We start from the raw sequence: 15093 nt of genomic DNA, 5'->3' as shown, positions 1-15093 counted from the left end.
GCCTTTGAGCGTGACGTCGCTCAAAGCCCGAATTCCGCGCGGATTTTTGCGCTGTGCTCGCCGATGCGTGGCGCGGCCCGCTCGACCTTGGCGCGGATGCCGTCGACCCTGAGCGGCGAGCGCGTGGTAAGGATCGAAACGTCATCCTCGCGCGTCACCGTCTGCAACATGTCGAGAACCTGGAAGCCTTCGCTGGCCATCATTTCCGGCCAGGTCAAAACCTTGGCGCACCAGATGTCGGCAGGTTCGAGGATGGCAAGCCACTCGTCGACCGTTTTCGTCGCGATTTTTTGTGCGATGATCGCCTTGATCTCGTCGCGGGCAGTGAACCAGGTCGACGGCTGATCGCGGTAGGGCGCAAGTTCCTCGAGGCCGAGGAGATCGGCGAGTTTCGAGATCGGCGTCATGGCGATCGCCAGATAGCCGTCCTTGGCCGGATAGACGCCGTAGGGCGCCGACAGATAGGCGTGTGCGCTGCGGAAGCTCGACCGCCGCGGCAGCCGGCGCCCATCATTGAGATGCGTGGTCAGCACCTCGAACTGGAAGTCGACCAGCGCTTCGAGCAGGCTGGTCTCGACATGGCTGCCCTTGCCGGTCACACCGCGCCGCACCAGTGCGGCGAGGATGCCTTGCGCGGCGGCCGAACCCGCCAGCATGTCGGCGATCGCCAGGCCGAAGGGCACCGGCCCCTGGTCCTCGTCGCCGTTCAGCCACATGACGCCGGAGCGGGCTTGCGCCAGCAGATCCTGCCCGGGCCGCTTGACCCATGGGCCTTCCTCGCCATAGCCGCTGATCGAGGCATAGACCAGCCGCGGATTGATCTTGCGCACCGCCTCATAATCGAAGCCCAGTCGTTCGATGACGCCGGGCCGAAAATTCTGGATCAGCACGTCGGCCCTGGCCAGCAGGCCGCGCAGTGCCGCAAGATCGGCCTCGTCCTTGAGGTCGATGGCAAAGCTTTCCTTGGCACGGTTGATCGCGTGGAAAATAGTGGAATCGCCGCCGATCTCGGTGTCGCTGAGATAGAGTCGGCGCGACAGGTCGCCGCCATCCGGCCGTTCGATCTTGATGACGCGAGCGCCGAGGTCGAGCAGTCGCAGCGAGCAGTAGGGGCCGGACAAGAACTGGCTCATATCGACAACGATGAGCCCGGTCAGCGGCAGTTCGGCAATGGCAGCCATTGCCTATTTCTCCGTCTTGCCGGCGAAATCGGCCGGATTGCGGTACTTCACCGTCTGCAGGTGCTCGCAATAAAGCACAAGCTCGCCTTCACCTTTGAAGACTTCATAGCTGGCGCGGATCAGCCCCATTTCCTTGTATTTTGGCTTCTTGTCGAGGTTGGAGCGGATCGAATAGATCGTGTCGCCGATGAACACCGGCTTGATGAAGCGCAATTTGTCGTAGCCATAGGAAAAAGCGTTGATGCAATTGGTGGCAACGAGGCCGAGCCCGGCCGAGAACACGAAGGCGCCGGCGACCAGGCGCTTGCCGAAGATGCCTTCTGTTTCGGCGAACATCTGGTCCTGCACGTAAGGATGGATATCGAGCACCAGCGCGTTGAAAAGATGGCTGTCGCCCTCGGCAATGGTCCTGCGCAGCGAGCGGATCTTCTGGCCGACCGGCCAGTCTTCGTAGAACCAGTTCTCCGCGTTCCAGACGGGAAGGTCGGCGTGATCCCTAGGCATGTTGGCGGGGTGTGTCGATGCCACGCCCACGGTTGGCGCGAAACCGCTCATGACGACTTCCTCTGGAGCGGGAATCGTCCATCAGGGCGCGCCGCAGACCAGCGAAATGCATGATCGATCCTCCCGTCAATCTTCTTTTGTGAATAGTATTTTCACATATGGGGTTGTGATGCAAGCGAGTCTCGGTGAAATTTTGGCGGCTCCGTCGCGGCCAATGCCGGCGGAACATGGGAGGAAGTGATGCAGAATGCCTGTCTGGTTTTCGTCGGCAGCCTCAATCGCGACGCCCCATATTTTCAGGGCGCGCGCGGCGTCGGGCTGGGCGTCTACAGTTTCGACGAGGGGACGCTGGAGACAAAGAAACTGGCCGAGACGGCAGACATCGACAATCCGACCTTCCTGTCGGTGACGCCGGACGGCTCCCACGTCTACGCCAATTCCGAAGTGTTCACCTGGCGCGAAGGGGTTGTCTCGGCCTACCGTTTCGACAGGCAGACCGCCACGCTGTCCTACATCAACAAGCAGCCGACGCTGGGCAGCATCACGGCGCATAACACCATCACGCGCGACGGGACCAAGCTGCTGGTCGCCAATTACGGCATGGGCGAGGGCGGCCCCGATCGCTCGGTCGTGGTCTTGGGGCTGCGCGAGGATGGCGGCCTGACCGCACCGTTGTCGAGCGTCGCCCATAGCGGGACCGGACCAGACCCCGCACGCCAGGAGCGGCCGCACGCCCATAGCGTAACCGAGACGGTTGCCGGCGGCATTGCGATCGTCGCCGACCTCGGCATCGACCAGCTGGTGTCCTATCGCATCGGCTCAGACGGCAGTCTGACGAAGCTCGCCGAATCGGCGCTTGCGCCGGGGGCTGGTCCGCGCCATCTCGCGCTGCATCCGGGCGGCCGCTTCGTGTTCGTCATGAACGAGCTGGATTCGACGGTCGTCTCGCTGGCGCTGGAAGACGGATCAGGCAAGCTTGCGGTGATCGACAGTAAGCCGGCGGTGCCGCCCGAGGCGCGCGACGGCAATCACTGCGCCGACATCCAGATCTCGCCCGACGGCCGCTTCCTCTATGGCTCCAACCGCGGCCATAATAGCATCGCCGTGTTTTCGGTCGACCAGCAAGCCGGCAGACTTGCCCTTGTGGGCTATACGCCTTGCGGGGGCGCCACGCCGCGCAACCTGGCCCTGACGCCTTCGGGCGGCCATCTGTTCTCGGCCAACCAGAATGCCGACCGCATCTCGATTTTCGCCCGTGATGCCGCAACCGGCCGGCTGACCGATACCGGCCGATCCATCGACATCGGCACGCCGATGTGCGTGAGGATCGTGCGTTGAAGTGACCTCAGAACTCGAGCGCCTGCCTGAGTGCCGGGCCGCTCCTGACGCGCAAATCGAGGTCGGCCTCGATATGGTCGATGTGGTGCAGCATCAGGGCGCTGCCGCGTTCGGCATTGCCATTTTCCAGCGCTTCGAGGATCTGCGTGTGTTCGTTGTGGCCGCAGCTCGAGATACCCGAGCGGCCATAGAGTGCGATCACCAGCGATGAACGAGCGACCAATTCCTCCATGAAGCGCTGCAGGATGACGTTTCCCGCGACCGACGCCAGAAGCAGGTGAAAATCCCCCGACGCCTTGATCTCCGATCGCCTTGCATTCGGTCCGCGTTCGGCGATGAAACGGCCTTCTTCGTCGAGCTGGGCCTTGAACGCGGCGACATGCGCCGGCGTCATCCGCCCGACGGCGGCAATCGCGATGCCGGGTTCGATGAGCCGGCGCGAAGCAAAAACTTGCCGCGCTTCCTCCGGCGACGGATTGGCGACGAAGGCGCCGCGATTGCGCTCGGTGCGCACCAATCCCTCGAAGGAGAGCATCTGCAGTGCGGCGCGCGCCACGGTGCGGCTGACATCGAACAGCGTGCCGACTTCGCCCTCGGAAAGCTTGGTTCCCGGCGCCAGCCGGCGATCGACGATCGCGTCGCGCAACTGGTCGCGGATCGCCTGCGCGCGATCCTCGTTGGCGGCCTCGATAGCAGGGATAGTCTGGTTGGCAATGTTCATGGCAGTGGTCCTGCCTTCTTCTATCCTGAATCGCGTCGCTTGGACGAGAGACAAAGTGAATACAGGAACGAAAAAGATTGCATACGATTTTCGCGAGGATCGGTGGCAATCGCCTATAATTTGTGCATTGCACAAGGATGCCGTATCGGCAGCCATATAGAGGCGGCCCTGATTTCTTCGAGGATTCAGCCGGTTGGTGCGGCGGTGCGCAACTGGCACGCATGATGCTTTGGCTAATCCGACCAAAGGGGAAGCTGGATGTCCAAAGCCGCCGAAATCGACATTGTGTCCGTTTCGAAAGTCTATGGCGCGACGACTGCCGTCGAAGGCATCGGCCTGAAAATCCCTGCGGGAACCTATTGCTGCCTGCTCGGTCCGTCCGGCTGTGGCAAGACCTCGACGCTGCGCATGATCGCCGGGCACGAGAGCATATCGAGCGGCGACGTGCGTCTCGGCAACACAGTGGTTACCGACCTGCCGCCGGCCAGGCGCGGCACCGCCATGATGTTCCAGTCCTACGCGCTGTTTCCGCATCTCGACCTGATCGACAATGTCGCCTTCAGCCTGAAGATGAAGGGCGTCGGCAAGGAAGAGCGCCGCGCCAAGGCACTCGACATGCTGAAGCTGATGCAGATGGAGGCCTATGCCAGCCGTCGTCCGGCGCAGCTTTCCGGCGGCCAGCAGCAGCGCGTTGCTCTTGCCCGCGCATTGATCACCGATCCCGAGGCGCTGTTGCTCGACGAACCGCTTTCGGCGCTCGATCCGTTCCTGAAGATCCGCATGCGGGCCGAACTGAAGAAGCTGCAGACATCGCTCGGCATCACTTTCGTCCACGTCACCCACAGCCAGGAAGAGGCGATGGCGCTGGCCGACCTGATCGTGGTGATGAACGACGGCCGAATCGAGCAGGCGGCGCACCCGCGCACGGTGTTCGAGCGGCCGGCCACCGCCTTCGTCGCTCGTTTCATGGGCGACCACAACGTCATCTCCGGCCGCGTCGCCGGTAGTCGCGACGGCATGGTCGTTTTCGACGTGCCCGGCGGCGTCGCGTTCGCCGCGAGCGGGCAGGGCAGGGAGACCGGGGAGCCCATCGACATCGCCATTCGCACCGACCACGTGCGCATCGGCGTGCCGGCGGCAGCCGGGCTCGGCTTCACCGGCATCATTGCAAACGTCGAGTACCGCGGCTCGTCCGTGAAGCTCTCGGTCAATGGCGCCGGCATCGAGGATTTCACGGTGATCGTCGACGACACCAGCTTCTTCGCCAGGCCGGTCGCCGTCGGCGACGCAGTGCCGATCGCCTGGGACGCCGAGGACGCGATCGTCCTTGGCCGTCTCGATTCCTGAAACCCAGCATAACCAACCAAAACAGGGGAACTGAACATGACCAACACCACCGACAAGAAGACTGGAATATCGCGACGTTCGCTGCTGAAGACAGGTGCCGCCGCCGTCGGTTTCGCCGCCGGTTCCGGCGCCATATCAGGCTTTCCGACCATCTGGGCGCAATCGAACATCACGCTGCGCCAGTTCGGCACCGGCGTCTCCAATCTCAATGCCATCGCCGAAAAGTGCAAAGCCGATCTCGGCATCACGCTGGAGATGACAGCAACCGATTCCGACGCCGCCGCGCAGCGCGCCGTGACGCAGCCCGACAGCTACGACATCGCCGACATCGAATACTGGATCTGCAAGAAGGTGTTCCCGACAGGCGTCCTGCAGCCGATGGATGTCAGCAAGCTGAAATATTACGACGAGCTGGTGCCGCTGTTCAAAACCGGCAAGCTGACGCCCGACAGCGTCATTGCCCAGGGCACCGCGCCGCATACCGTCGGTTACGTCGAGGCGCAGGACAGCAAGGTTTTCGCCAAGGCGCCGACCAATTGGTTCACCATGGTGCCGACGATCTACAATGCCGATACGCTCGGCATCCGCCCCGACCTCGTCGGCCGCGATATCACCACCTGGGCCGACATCATGGATCCGGCCTTCAAGGGCAAGACCGCCATCCTCAACATCCCGTCGATCGGCATCATGGATGCGGCGATGATCATGGAGGCAACGGGCAACATCAAATACGCCGACAAGGGCAACATGACCAAGGAGGAGATCGACAAGACGATCGACTTCCTGATCAAGGCCAAGCAAGCCGGCCAGTTCCGCGCCTTCTGGAAATCCTTCGACGAAAGCGTCAACCTGATGGCTTCAGGCGAAGTGGTAATCCAGTCGATGTGGTCGCCGGCCGTGGCCGCAGTCCGCTCCAAGGGCATCGCGTGCCGCTTCCAGCCGCTCAAGGAAGGCTACCGCTCCTGGGGTGGCGGGCTTGGCCTGGCAGCCCATCTCTCCGGCGCCGAACTCGACGCCGCCTATGAATACATCAACTGGTACACGTCAGGATGGGTGGGCGGCTATCTCAATCGCCAGGGCTACTACTCGGCCAACATGGTGTCGGCCAAGAAGTTCATGTCCGAGGACGAGTGGGGCTACTGGATCGAAGGCAAGCCGGCAAAGGGCGATATCCTGTCGCCGGACGGCAAGGTCATGGAAAAGGCCGGCGCCGTGCGTGACGGCGGCTCGTTCGAAGAGCGTATGGGCAAGGTCGCCTGCTGGAACTCGGTCATGGACGAAGACCGCTACATGGTGAAGCGCTGGAACGAGTTCATCGCTGCTTGATGCAGCCGGGCAACAACTGAGATGCCTCATTCCTTCCCACCCCCCTCTGTCCTGCCGGACATCTCCCCCGCAAGGGGGGAGATTGCGCCGTCATCTCTGATTTCGCCAATCTCCAATGCTTCAAGAGGAGAGCTAGCAGCCAAATTGCAAATCTCCCCCCTTGCGGGGGAGATGTCCGGCAGGACAGAGGGGGGCGGGAAGGATCACGGCGTGCCGGACTATCGGCCCTTTGCGACACCCCAGGGCTGTTCCAGATGACAGTGGCACTCGATCAGCCAGCAACCATTGCCACAAAGCCTGCCAGACGTAGGCGCTCCTTTGCCGGCGTCGCACCCTATCTCCAGGCGACACCGCTGGCGATGATCCTCGGCGCGTTTCTCTTGCTGCCGATCCTGATGATCGCCGTGGTCTCATTCTGGGACTACGATTTCGCGGCGATGTACCCGGATTTCCTGACCACCAACTACGCCGACACGCTCGGCTCGTGGGTTACCTGGAAGACCTATCTAAATACGCTGAAATACGCCGCCATCGTCTGGGCGCTGACGCTGTTCATCGGTTTCTGGGTCGCCTATTTCCTCGCCTTCCATATCAGAACCACAGCCATGCAGATGGTGCTGTTCCTGGTCTGCACGGTGCCGTTCCTGACCTCCAACATCATCCGCATGATCTCGTGGATTCCGGTGCTTGGCCGCAATGGCCTGGTCAACTCGACGCTGGTGCAGATGGGACTGATCCCGAAGCCGATCGAGTGGCTGCTCTATTCCGAATTCGCCGTGGTGCTGGCCATGGTGCATCTCTACACGCTATTCATGGTGACGCCGATCTTCAACACGCTGATGCGCATCGACAAGTCGCTGATCGAGGCCGCGCGCGACGCCGGGGCTTCCGGCTGGCAGGTTCTGTGGAACGTCGTCATGCCGCTTGCCAAGCCCGGCATGGCGATCGGCACCATCTTCGTCGTCACGCTGGTGATGGCCGACTTTTCGACGGTGCAGGTGATGTCCGGCGGCCAGAGCGCCTCCGTCGCGCTGATGATGAAGAACCAGATGTCGCTGCTGCAGTATCCGGCGGCCGCTGCCAACGCGGTCGTGCTGCTGGTGCTGGTCCTGCTGATGGTCGCGGGCATCCTGCGCATCGTCGACATTCGCAAGGAGCTGTGAGACTTTGAGACACGACAAGCGCAGCTTCGAATTCTACGTGCTGGCGGCGTTCTTCGCGGTTTTCGTGCTGTTCCTCTACGGCCCGCTTTCGGCGATCCTGATCCTCTCTTTCCAGGGCGAGAATGGCGGTCTGACATTTCCGCTGAACGGCGTCTCGCTGCACTGGTTTGCCAACCTGTTCGAGCGCCAGGCGGTCGGCGACTTCGGCGGCAGCTTCAAACGCTCGCTCGTCCTTGGCCTGATGGTGATGGTCGTCACTGTCGCCGTGTCGCTCCTTGCCGGCCTTGCCTTCCGGCAGAAATTTCGCGGCGCAACCGCACTGTTCTATCTGGCCGTCGCCAGCTTGGTCGTGCCCTCGATCATCATCAGTCTCGGCATTGGCGTCGTCTTCCAGCAGATCGGCTTCCGCCCCGCCTGGTACACATCCGCTTTCGGCGCCCATCTGACCTGGACCTTGCCTTTCGGCGTGCTGATTATGTTTGCTGTCTTCAATCGGTTCTCGCCGGCCTACGAGGAAGCCGCGCGCGATCTCGGAGCATCGTCGTGGCAAACCTTCGCGCATGTCGTCCTGCCGATGATCGCACCCAGCCTGATCGGCGTCGGCCTGTTTGGTTTTACCCTCTCCTATGACGAGTTTGCTCGCACGCTGATGACGTCGGGCACCTTCAACACGCTGCCGCTCGAAATCTACGGCATGACGACGAATGTCACGACGCCGGTGCTCTATGCGCTGGGCACCGTGACGACCGTGTTTTCCTTCCTGGTGATCTTGCTGACGCTCGGCGCAATCGTCTATCTCGGCCGCCGCCGCGAGCGCGCCTAACCGTGCAGATCCTCGTCGTCAATCCGAACACCACCGCCAGCATGACCGAGACTATCGCGGTCGCCGCCCGATCGGTCGCTGCTCAATCGACGAAGATTGTTGCCGTTACCTCTACGATGGGCCCGGTGTCGATCGAAGGCTATTACGATGAAGCGCTTGCCGTGCCCGGCCTGCTGGTCGAGATCGCCGCCGGTGAACGCTCGGGCGCGGGGGCCGCGATCATCGCCTGCTTCGACGACACCGGCCTCGATGCCGCGCGCGCCATGGCCAACATTCCGGTCATCGGCATCTGCGAGGCATCGCTCAGCACGGCCTCGTTCATCGCCCAGCGCTTCACCGTCGTCACCACCACCGGACGTTCGCGCGTGCCGGTCGAAGGGTTGGTGCAGCGCTATGGCATGGCAGGGCGCGCGCGTGTGCGCGCCGCCGACATCCCGGTTCTTGCCCTCGAAGATCCGGCGTCCGACGCACTGCTCAGGCTGCGCAACGAGATTGCGCGCGCCATCGACGAGGATCGCGCCGAGGCGATCGTGCTCGGCTGCGCCGGCATGGCCGATCTGGCGGCGGCGCTGCAGCGGGAATTCGGGCTTCCGGTCATCGACGGCGTGGGCGCTGCCGTGAAACAGGCCGAGGCATTGATCGCCCTTGGCCTGACGACATCCAAGCGCGGCGCCTATGCAAGCCCGTTGGCAAAGTCTTATCATGGCGCGTTGAAATCCTTCGCGCCTGGCGCCGCCGAGTGATCGAAAATGCTCAGAACGATCCGAACACTCGCACTTGAAGAGGTGGAAACCCTTGTCGACTGGGCGGCGCAGGAAGGCTGGAATGCCGGCCTCGGCGACGCCGCTCTGTTCCAGGCAGCGGACCCGCAGGGCTTCATCGGCGCCTTTGTCGAAGGCGAGATGGTGGCCGGCATTTCGGCTGTGGCGTATGGCGACGATTTCGGCTTCATCGGCCTCTATATCTGCCGGCCGGACAGGCGCGGTGCGGGCCATGGCAAGGCGGTCTGGGATGCCGGCATGGCGCGGCTCGGCAACCGCACGATCGGACTCGACGGCGTCGTCGAACAGCAGGCCAACTACCGCAGCATGGGTTTTGCACCGGCCTACCGGACGATCCGGTTCGTCGGATTGCCGGATGTTCCGGCAGCCGTCGGCAGTGACATTTGCGCAATAGGGCCGGATCTCGTGCCGGACATACTGGCCTATGACCGCCGCTTCTTTCCCGGCCCGAGACAGTCCTTCCTGGAACACTGGCTGCGCCCGCCGCATATGGCGCTTGCCATGGTCAAGGACGGCGCAATTGCGGGATACGGCGTCGCGCGCCGATGCCGCGACGGCTGCAAGGTCGGCCCGCTCTTTGCCGACAATCTGGACACGGCAAGCCGTCTCTTCGCCGCGCTCGCGCAGATGTGCGGCCCCGGAAACGTCCATCTCGACGTCCCCGAAACCAGCGGGCAATTTGCAGATTTGCTGTCGTCCGCCAGCCTTCAACCGGGCTTCGAAACGGCTCGAATGTACAAGGGAAGGGCGCCGCAGCTCACGCAGTCCGGTGTCTATGCGATAACGACCTTGGAGCTTGGTTGAGACGGTGCAAGTCGGCTTCAGCGCGCAAGTCGGGGAGCAGAAATGTCTACTTTTCCTGAACTGAAATGCCGGAATCGTCGATACGAAGTTCCACGCCTTTCGGCTTGGTCTCCTCGCGATAGACGTAAATGCCCAAGGCAATGACGGCGACGACCAAAGCGCCGATGATGAGATAAAGATAGTTCTGCTTCATCCGCTGTCGTTAACAACATGATTTGAGCGAGTCTAGCGGTTCGGTATCAGGACGGCGGACGGACGCGCACGTCGATCAGCCATCCAGCCGATCGCGCAGCATGCTTAGGGGAAGCAGCATGTTTGGCGCGTGCCGCGTCAGGCCGTGGAACGGGATCGGCGACGGCGGCGCAAACGGCAGCGGCAAATCCTGAGGCTTTGTTCCGTCAGTCCAATCCGCGAGCACCTTGCCCATGCTCGTCGTCATGGCGATGCCGCGTCCGTTGCAGGCAAAGCCCGCGATCAGGCCGGGGCCGAGATCGACAAGGCGCGGCAGGAAGTCGGGCTCGACGGCAGCCATCCCCGACCAGCTATATTCAAGCGGCGGGATCTCCGGGAGGTCAAGGTGTTTTGCCAGGCGCCGCCAGATCGCCCGCGGCACCCGCGTGTCGGCACCGGGGCCAAAAACATGCATGCCGCCAGTGATCAGCCTGTTTTCGCCGTCGAAGCGGAAGGTGAAGAGATTGCGTCTTGTGTCGCCGACGCCTTGCCCGCCAGGAAGCAGGCGAGTGCGTATCTCGCGCGGCAGCGGCGCTGTCGCGATCTGGAAGATTTTCAGCGGGAAATAGGTTCGCTGCAGCGCGCGATCCAGCGGCCCGCCATAGGCGTTGGTGGCGACCAGCACCTTTCCTGCGCGTACCGAGCCGGAGGCCGTCTTCAAAGCCCAACCATCGCCTATGTGATCGATCAACGCGACACGCGTATGTTCGAAAATGCGCGCGCCGGCCTTTTCCGCCGCATCGGCGAGGCCGCGCGCATATTCGACCGGATTGAGGACGCCACCCGACCGATCCATCCAGCCGCCGACATAGCCGTGAACGCCGGTCAGATCCTCGATCGCTTGCCTGTCCAGCGCAACAGTCGGCCTTCCGCGCCTTGCCCATTGTTCGGCCCGCGATCTGGTCTTTTCCAAAGCGGCCGGTGAATGGGCTGGTTGTATCCAGCCGCTCTGGATGGCATCGCATTCGATGGCATGCCGCTTGATCAGGTCGAAGACGAGGTCGGCGCTGCCGGCGGCGAACCCGACAAGGCGTTCGCCGCGTTCGGGTCCGAGCTGGGCAATGATATCGTCGGGGTCTCTTTTTGCGAAATTCGGCACGACAAAACCGGCGTTCCTGCCGGTCGCCCCCCAGGCGATGATTTCGGCTTCGAGGACGGCGACCGAGATGCCTTTCTCGGCGGTGTGCAGCGCGGCGGAAAGGCCAGAAAATCCGCCGCCGACAATCGCCAGATCGACCTCGAGTGCACCTTCGAGCGAAGGCCGGTCGCGGCGGTTACGGCCGACGGCGTGCCATAGCGAAAGGCCGCGTGGCACGGCAACGCTGCTCATGACCTTGCAGCGCTCTCGTCCGGAGCCGCTTTCGCGCCCTTGCCGAACCTTGCGCGCCGCGGCCTGTCGCCGAACAGGCCGTTCGGCCTGACCAGAAGGATGACGCACAACATCACGCCGATCGCCACGATCTGCAGCGAAGCGGCGCGTGCCTGCTGTTCCGGCGAGAACAACACACTGGTCAAGGCTCCCGATCCGGCCCATATCGCCCAGACCAGGATGCTGCCGATGACGGCGCCGATGTTGCTGCCCGAGCCGCCGACGATCAGCATCACCCAGACCTGGAAGGTCAGCGCCGGCAGATAATTGTCCGGAGCGATGAAGCCGGTGAAATGCGCCTGCAACGCGCCGGCCAGTGCCATGATGGCACCGCCCACGGCAAAGGCCTGGACGCGGTAGAACCGTGCGCTTTTACCTAGGGATATCGCGGCCCGCTCGTCCTCGCGAAGCGCCTTCAACACGCGCCCCCACGGGCTGCGCGACAGATGCTCCAGCGCGAGATAGACGATCAGCGTCACCACCGAGACGATCGCAAGGTTCGAAAGGTTGAACAGCAACGGCGTTTCGGCAAGACCGCCGAGCGGACGCGGAATGAAGCCGATGCCGAATGGGCCGCCGGTCAGCTTCTGGGCATTGAGCGCTACCAGTTGCACGACGACGGCGACGCCGAAAGTAGTGATCGCCAGATAGTCCGATCTCAGGCGCAGCGTCGCGATGCCGGTGATGGCGGCCGCGACGCCGCCCACCAGCATGGCGCCGAGCCAGCCGACAAGGATCGGCAGATCGAAGCCGCCGAGCCGCGCGGCATCGTCGGGCGTGGTCAGCAGTGCCGAGGTGTAGGCGCCGATGGCAACGAAGCCGGCGACCCCGACATTGAAAAGCCCGGTCAGCCCCCATTGCAGGTTGAGCCCGAGCGTGACGAGCGAAAAAATCATCGCGGTGGTCAGGAAGAAAGCGCCGTAGCCGAGCAGATCCATCAGCGTTCCCTCACTCCGAAAAGGCCGATGGGGCGCACGAACAGCACCGCCATCAGGATGATGAAGGAGACGGCCGCCCGCCATTCGGCGCCGATCAATTGCACGGCACCCGCTTCGGCCATGCCGATGATCAAACCGCCGAGAACGGCGCCGGGCACGCTGCCGATGCCGCCGAGGATGGCGGCCGCGAACATCGGCAACAGCATCTCGAAACCCATGAATGGCCGGATCTGAATGAGAATGCCGATCATGACGCCGGCGACGCAGGCCAGCGCCGCGCCGATGAGCCAGGTGACGCGCACCACCTTGGCGACGTCGATGCCAACGATGCGCGCCAGTGCCGCGTTCTGGCTCAATGCCTGCATCGAACGGCCGGTCTGGGTGCGGGTCATCAGGAGGTGCACACCGAGCACCAGCACGGCGGTCAGCAGCAGCAGCGCGATCTGGTCGGGGGTGATGCGAATGCCGAAGCCGACGGGCATGGCGATCTGGATGGCCCGGCTGAAATAGGTCGGACGCGAGGTGAAGATGAATTCGAGCAGGCTTCTCAGCGCCATCGAGGCGCCGAAGCTGGCCATCACCACGATGATCGCCTGGCCCTTGGCCCGCAGCCGCGCGAACAGCACCAGATCGAGCGCCAGTGCCAGCAGGCCGGTAACCGCCATGCCGATGATGAGCGCGGCGATCAGCGGCCAACCGAAGGAGAGGGGCGCGATCGGCGCGATCTTGCCGAACATCGCGCCAATGGCGCCAACCACGGCCAGCGTCGCATAGGCGCCCCAGGCCATGAAGTCGCCATGGGCGAAGTTCGAGAAGCGCAGGATCGAATAGGTGAGCGTCACGCCGATGGCGCCGAGGCCGATCATCGAGCCTGCCAGCAGTCCGTCGACGACAAATTGCAGGTTCATGCCGCGCCTCCTTTCCCGAAGTCGGGGCGGCGCTGGCCAAGGTAGAGTTCGGCGACGACCGGATCGTTCCAGAGCTCGGAGGCGATGCCCTGGTGCCGCTCCTTGCCCTCGACCAGCACGTAGGCGCGGTCTCCAATGGCAAGCGCTGCCTTCGCGTTCTGCTCGACCAGCAGGATGGTGACGCCGGATTTGCGGATGCCGGCCAGCATCTCGAACACCATCGACACGAATTTCGGCGACAGGCCGGCCGACGGCTCATCGAGCACCAGCGCCTTGGGATGGACGATCAATGCCCGCGCGACGGCCAGCATCTGCCGCTGTCCGCCTGAGAGATTGCCCGCGGCTGTTCTGCGCTGAAGGGCGAGATCGGGAAAGACCGCATACATTTCCTCAATGCGGGCGGGGACCTCGCGCGGCCTCAGAATGCCGCAGGCGACCTTGAGATTGTCCTCGACCGACATCAGCGGGAAGATGTTCTCCGTCTGTGGCACGAAGGCAAGGCCAAGGCGGACCATGGTGTGGGCGGGCGACGCCGTGATATCCTTGCCGTCCAGCAGCACCGTGCCGCCGGTGATCGGGACAAGGCCGGCGATGGCCTTGATAAGGCTCGACTTGCCGGCGCCGTTGGGACCGAGGACGACGACGATCTCGCCCTTGTCGACGGTGATCGAGGCGCCGCGCACGATCGGAACGCCGGGCTCATAGCCGGCTTCGAGATCGCGGACATCGAGTACCCTTTGGCTCATGCCGTGCCTCCGAGGTAGGCCTGGATGACGCGTGGGTCACGCGCCACCTCGTCCGGAGTGCCTTCGCGCAGAAGCTGGCCGCTCGCCATGACCAGCACGCGGTGGCAGAGTCGCGTCACCATGTCGATATTGTGCTCGATCAGCAGGAAGGTGATGCCGCGCGCATTGATGTCGCGGATGCGGTCGATGATGATCTCGAGCAGGGTTGCGTTGACCCCGGCCGCCGGCTCGTCGAGCAGGATGATCGCCGGGTCGGCCATCATCACGCGGGCCAGCTCGAGCAGCTTGCGCTGGCCGCCTGAAAGCACGCGCGCCGGCTCGTGCGCAAGGTGAGCGATCGTGACGAGCTCGAGTAGTTCGACGGCTCTTATCTCGGCAGCCCTTTCTTCGGCAGCGACCCGCCGGGGCGTCAGGAAATTGGCGAGCAGTTTTTCTCCGGCCTGCCCTTGAGCAGCCAGCATGACGTTTTCGATCAGCGTCAGGTTAGGCAAGGGCCGGGGGATCTGGAACGTGCGGCCGAGGCCGCGGCGGATGCGGCGATGGGCAGCTTCCCCCGACACCGATACGCCGTTGAGGAGGATTTCGCCGCTGGTCGGCAGAATGCTGCCGGCGAGCAGGTCGAACATCGTGGTCTTGCCGGCGCCGTTCGGGCCGATAAGGCCAAGTATTTCGCCCGGCCGGACGTCGAACGAGACATTGTTGACCGCGACCAGGCCGCCGAAGCGTCTGAGGACGTTCCTGGCCGTGAGGACCGGCGTACGGATCTCCTCCTGCCGTTCCGTCGTGTCGCTCATCAATTCCTCTGGCCGAAAAGCGATCTTCGTCGCCTATGATCTGATTTGTGATCACGCTTGCTTTGATCACGCTATTCGGCTTTAATTTCTTCCGCAAGCCGAAAACGGCCAAGACCGG

General features: G+C 63.3%; 16 protein-coding genes. 7 read left to right on the top strand and 9 right to left on the bottom strand.

Features of this window, described 5'->3' with window-relative positions; genetic code table 11:
- Nucleotides 1-20: 20 nt before the first annotated feature.
- Nucleotides 21-1181: a CaiB/BaiF CoA transferase family protein gene (locus NKJ84_RS03765; RefSeq protein ID WP_352505388.1), complete on the bottom strand. Its 1161-nt coding sequence runs from the start codon at nt 1179-1181 to the stop codon at nt 21-23.
- A gap of 3 nt (nt 1182-1184) precedes the next feature.
- Nucleotides 1185-1736 (bottom strand): MaoC family dehydratase, encoded by a 552-nt coding sequence (locus tag NKJ84_RS03760; RefSeq protein ID WP_352505387.1) that lies wholly within the window; start codon nt 1734-1736, stop codon nt 1185-1187.
- Nucleotides 1737-1925: 189 nt separating this feature from the next.
- On the opposite strand from NKJ84_RS03760, the gene NKJ84_RS03755 reads away from it, so the two are divergent.
- Nucleotides 1926-3023 (top strand): lactonase family protein, encoded by a 1098-nt coding sequence (locus NKJ84_RS03755; protein ID WP_352505386.1) that lies wholly within the window; start codon nt 1926-1928, stop codon nt 3021-3023.
- Between the two features lie 7 nt (nt 3024-3030).
- Here NKJ84_RS03755 and NKJ84_RS03750 read toward each other — a convergent pair whose 3' ends face one another.
- On the bottom strand, nt 3031-3744 hold the full coding sequence (locus NKJ84_RS03750; RefSeq protein WP_352505385.1) for a GntR family transcriptional regulator: 714 nt from the start codon (nt 3742-3744) through the stop codon (nt 3031-3033).
- A gap of 258 nt (nt 3745-4002) precedes the next feature.
- On the opposite strand from NKJ84_RS03750, the gene NKJ84_RS03745 reads away from it, so the two are divergent.
- From NKJ84_RS03745 to NKJ84_RS03720, 6 genes are all read left to right on the top strand, one after another.
- Nucleotides 4003-5091 (top strand): ABC transporter ATP-binding protein, encoded by a 1089-nt coding sequence (locus NKJ84_RS03745; RefSeq protein WP_352505384.1) that lies wholly within the window; start codon nt 4003-4005, stop codon nt 5089-5091.
- 36 nt (nt 5092-5127) lie between these two features.
- Nucleotides 5128-6417 carry an ABC transporter substrate-binding protein gene (locus NKJ84_RS03740; protein WP_352505383.1) on the top strand — a complete coding sequence of 430 codons (1290 nt, stop codon included), beginning with the start codon at nt 5128-5130 and terminating at the stop codon, nt 6415-6417.
- Between the two features lie 254 nt (nt 6418-6671).
- Nucleotides 6672-7580 carry an ABC transporter permease gene (locus tag NKJ84_RS03735; RefSeq protein WP_352505382.1) on the top strand — a complete coding sequence of 303 codons (909 nt, stop codon included), beginning with the start codon at nt 6672-6674 and terminating at the stop codon, nt 7578-7580.
- A gap of 4 nt (nt 7581-7584) precedes the next feature.
- Nucleotides 7585-8403 (top strand): ABC transporter permease, encoded by an 819-nt coding sequence (locus NKJ84_RS03730; protein WP_352505381.1) that lies wholly within the window; start codon nt 7585-7587, stop codon nt 8401-8403.
- Nucleotides 8404-8405: 2 nt separating this feature from the next.
- On the top strand, nt 8406-9146 hold the full coding sequence (locus NKJ84_RS03725; protein WP_352505380.1) for an aspartate/glutamate racemase family protein: 741 nt from the start codon (nt 8406-8408) through the stop codon (nt 9144-9146).
- 6 nt (nt 9147-9152) lie between these two features.
- Nucleotides 9153-9989 (top strand): GNAT family N-acetyltransferase, encoded by an 837-nt coding sequence (locus NKJ84_RS03720; protein ID WP_352505379.1) that lies wholly within the window; start codon nt 9153-9155, stop codon nt 9987-9989.
- A 46-nt stretch (nt 9990-10035) separates the two neighbouring features.
- On the opposite strand, the gene NKJ84_RS03715 is transcribed toward NKJ84_RS03720, so the two are convergent.
- From NKJ84_RS03715 to NKJ84_RS03690, 6 genes are all read right to left on the bottom strand, one after another.
- Entirely contained in the window at nt 10036-10182 is a 147-nt protein-coding gene (locus NKJ84_RS03715; protein WP_023716676.1) for a hypothetical protein, read from the bottom strand.
- Between the two features lie 75 nt (nt 10183-10257).
- On the bottom strand, nt 10258-11550 hold the full coding sequence (locus tag NKJ84_RS03710; RefSeq protein ID WP_352505378.1) for an NAD(P)/FAD-dependent oxidoreductase: 1293 nt from the start codon (nt 11548-11550) through the stop codon (nt 10258-10260).
- Nucleotides 11547-12530, bottom strand: coding sequence for a branched-chain amino acid ABC transporter permease (locus NKJ84_RS03705; protein ID WP_352505460.1), 984 nt, complete (start codon nt 12528-12530; stop codon nt 11547-11549). Before NKJ84_RS03705 ends, NKJ84_RS03710 begins: the two co-directional genes overlap by 4 nt.
- Entirely contained in the window at nt 12527-13435 is a 909-nt protein-coding gene (locus tag NKJ84_RS03700; protein WP_352505377.1) for a branched-chain amino acid ABC transporter permease, read from the bottom strand. Before NKJ84_RS03700 ends, NKJ84_RS03705 begins: the two co-directional genes overlap by 4 nt.
- Nucleotides 13432-14181 carry an ABC transporter ATP-binding protein gene (locus NKJ84_RS03695; RefSeq protein WP_352505376.1) on the bottom strand — a complete coding sequence of 250 codons (750 nt, stop codon included), beginning with the start codon at nt 14179-14181 and terminating at the stop codon, nt 13432-13434. The genes NKJ84_RS03700 and NKJ84_RS03695 overlap by 4 nt, the downstream gene beginning before the upstream one ends.
- The gene (locus tag NKJ84_RS03690; RefSeq protein ID WP_352505375.1) at nt 14178-14975 is read right to left on the bottom strand and encodes an ABC transporter ATP-binding protein; all 798 of its coding nucleotides are present in this window, start codon (nt 14973-14975) and stop codon (nt 14178-14180) included. The genes NKJ84_RS03695 and NKJ84_RS03690 overlap by 4 nt, the downstream gene beginning before the upstream one ends.
- Nucleotides 14976-15093: the final 118 nt, after the last annotated feature.

The organism is Mesorhizobium sp. M0048, from assembly GCF_040323405.1.
Lineage (GTDB): Bacteria > Pseudomonadota > Alphaproteobacteria > Rhizobiales > Rhizobiaceae > Mesorhizobium.
The sequence above is the reverse complement of the archived record's forward strand: the minus strand, read 5'-3'. Positions and strand labels throughout refer to the sequence as shown.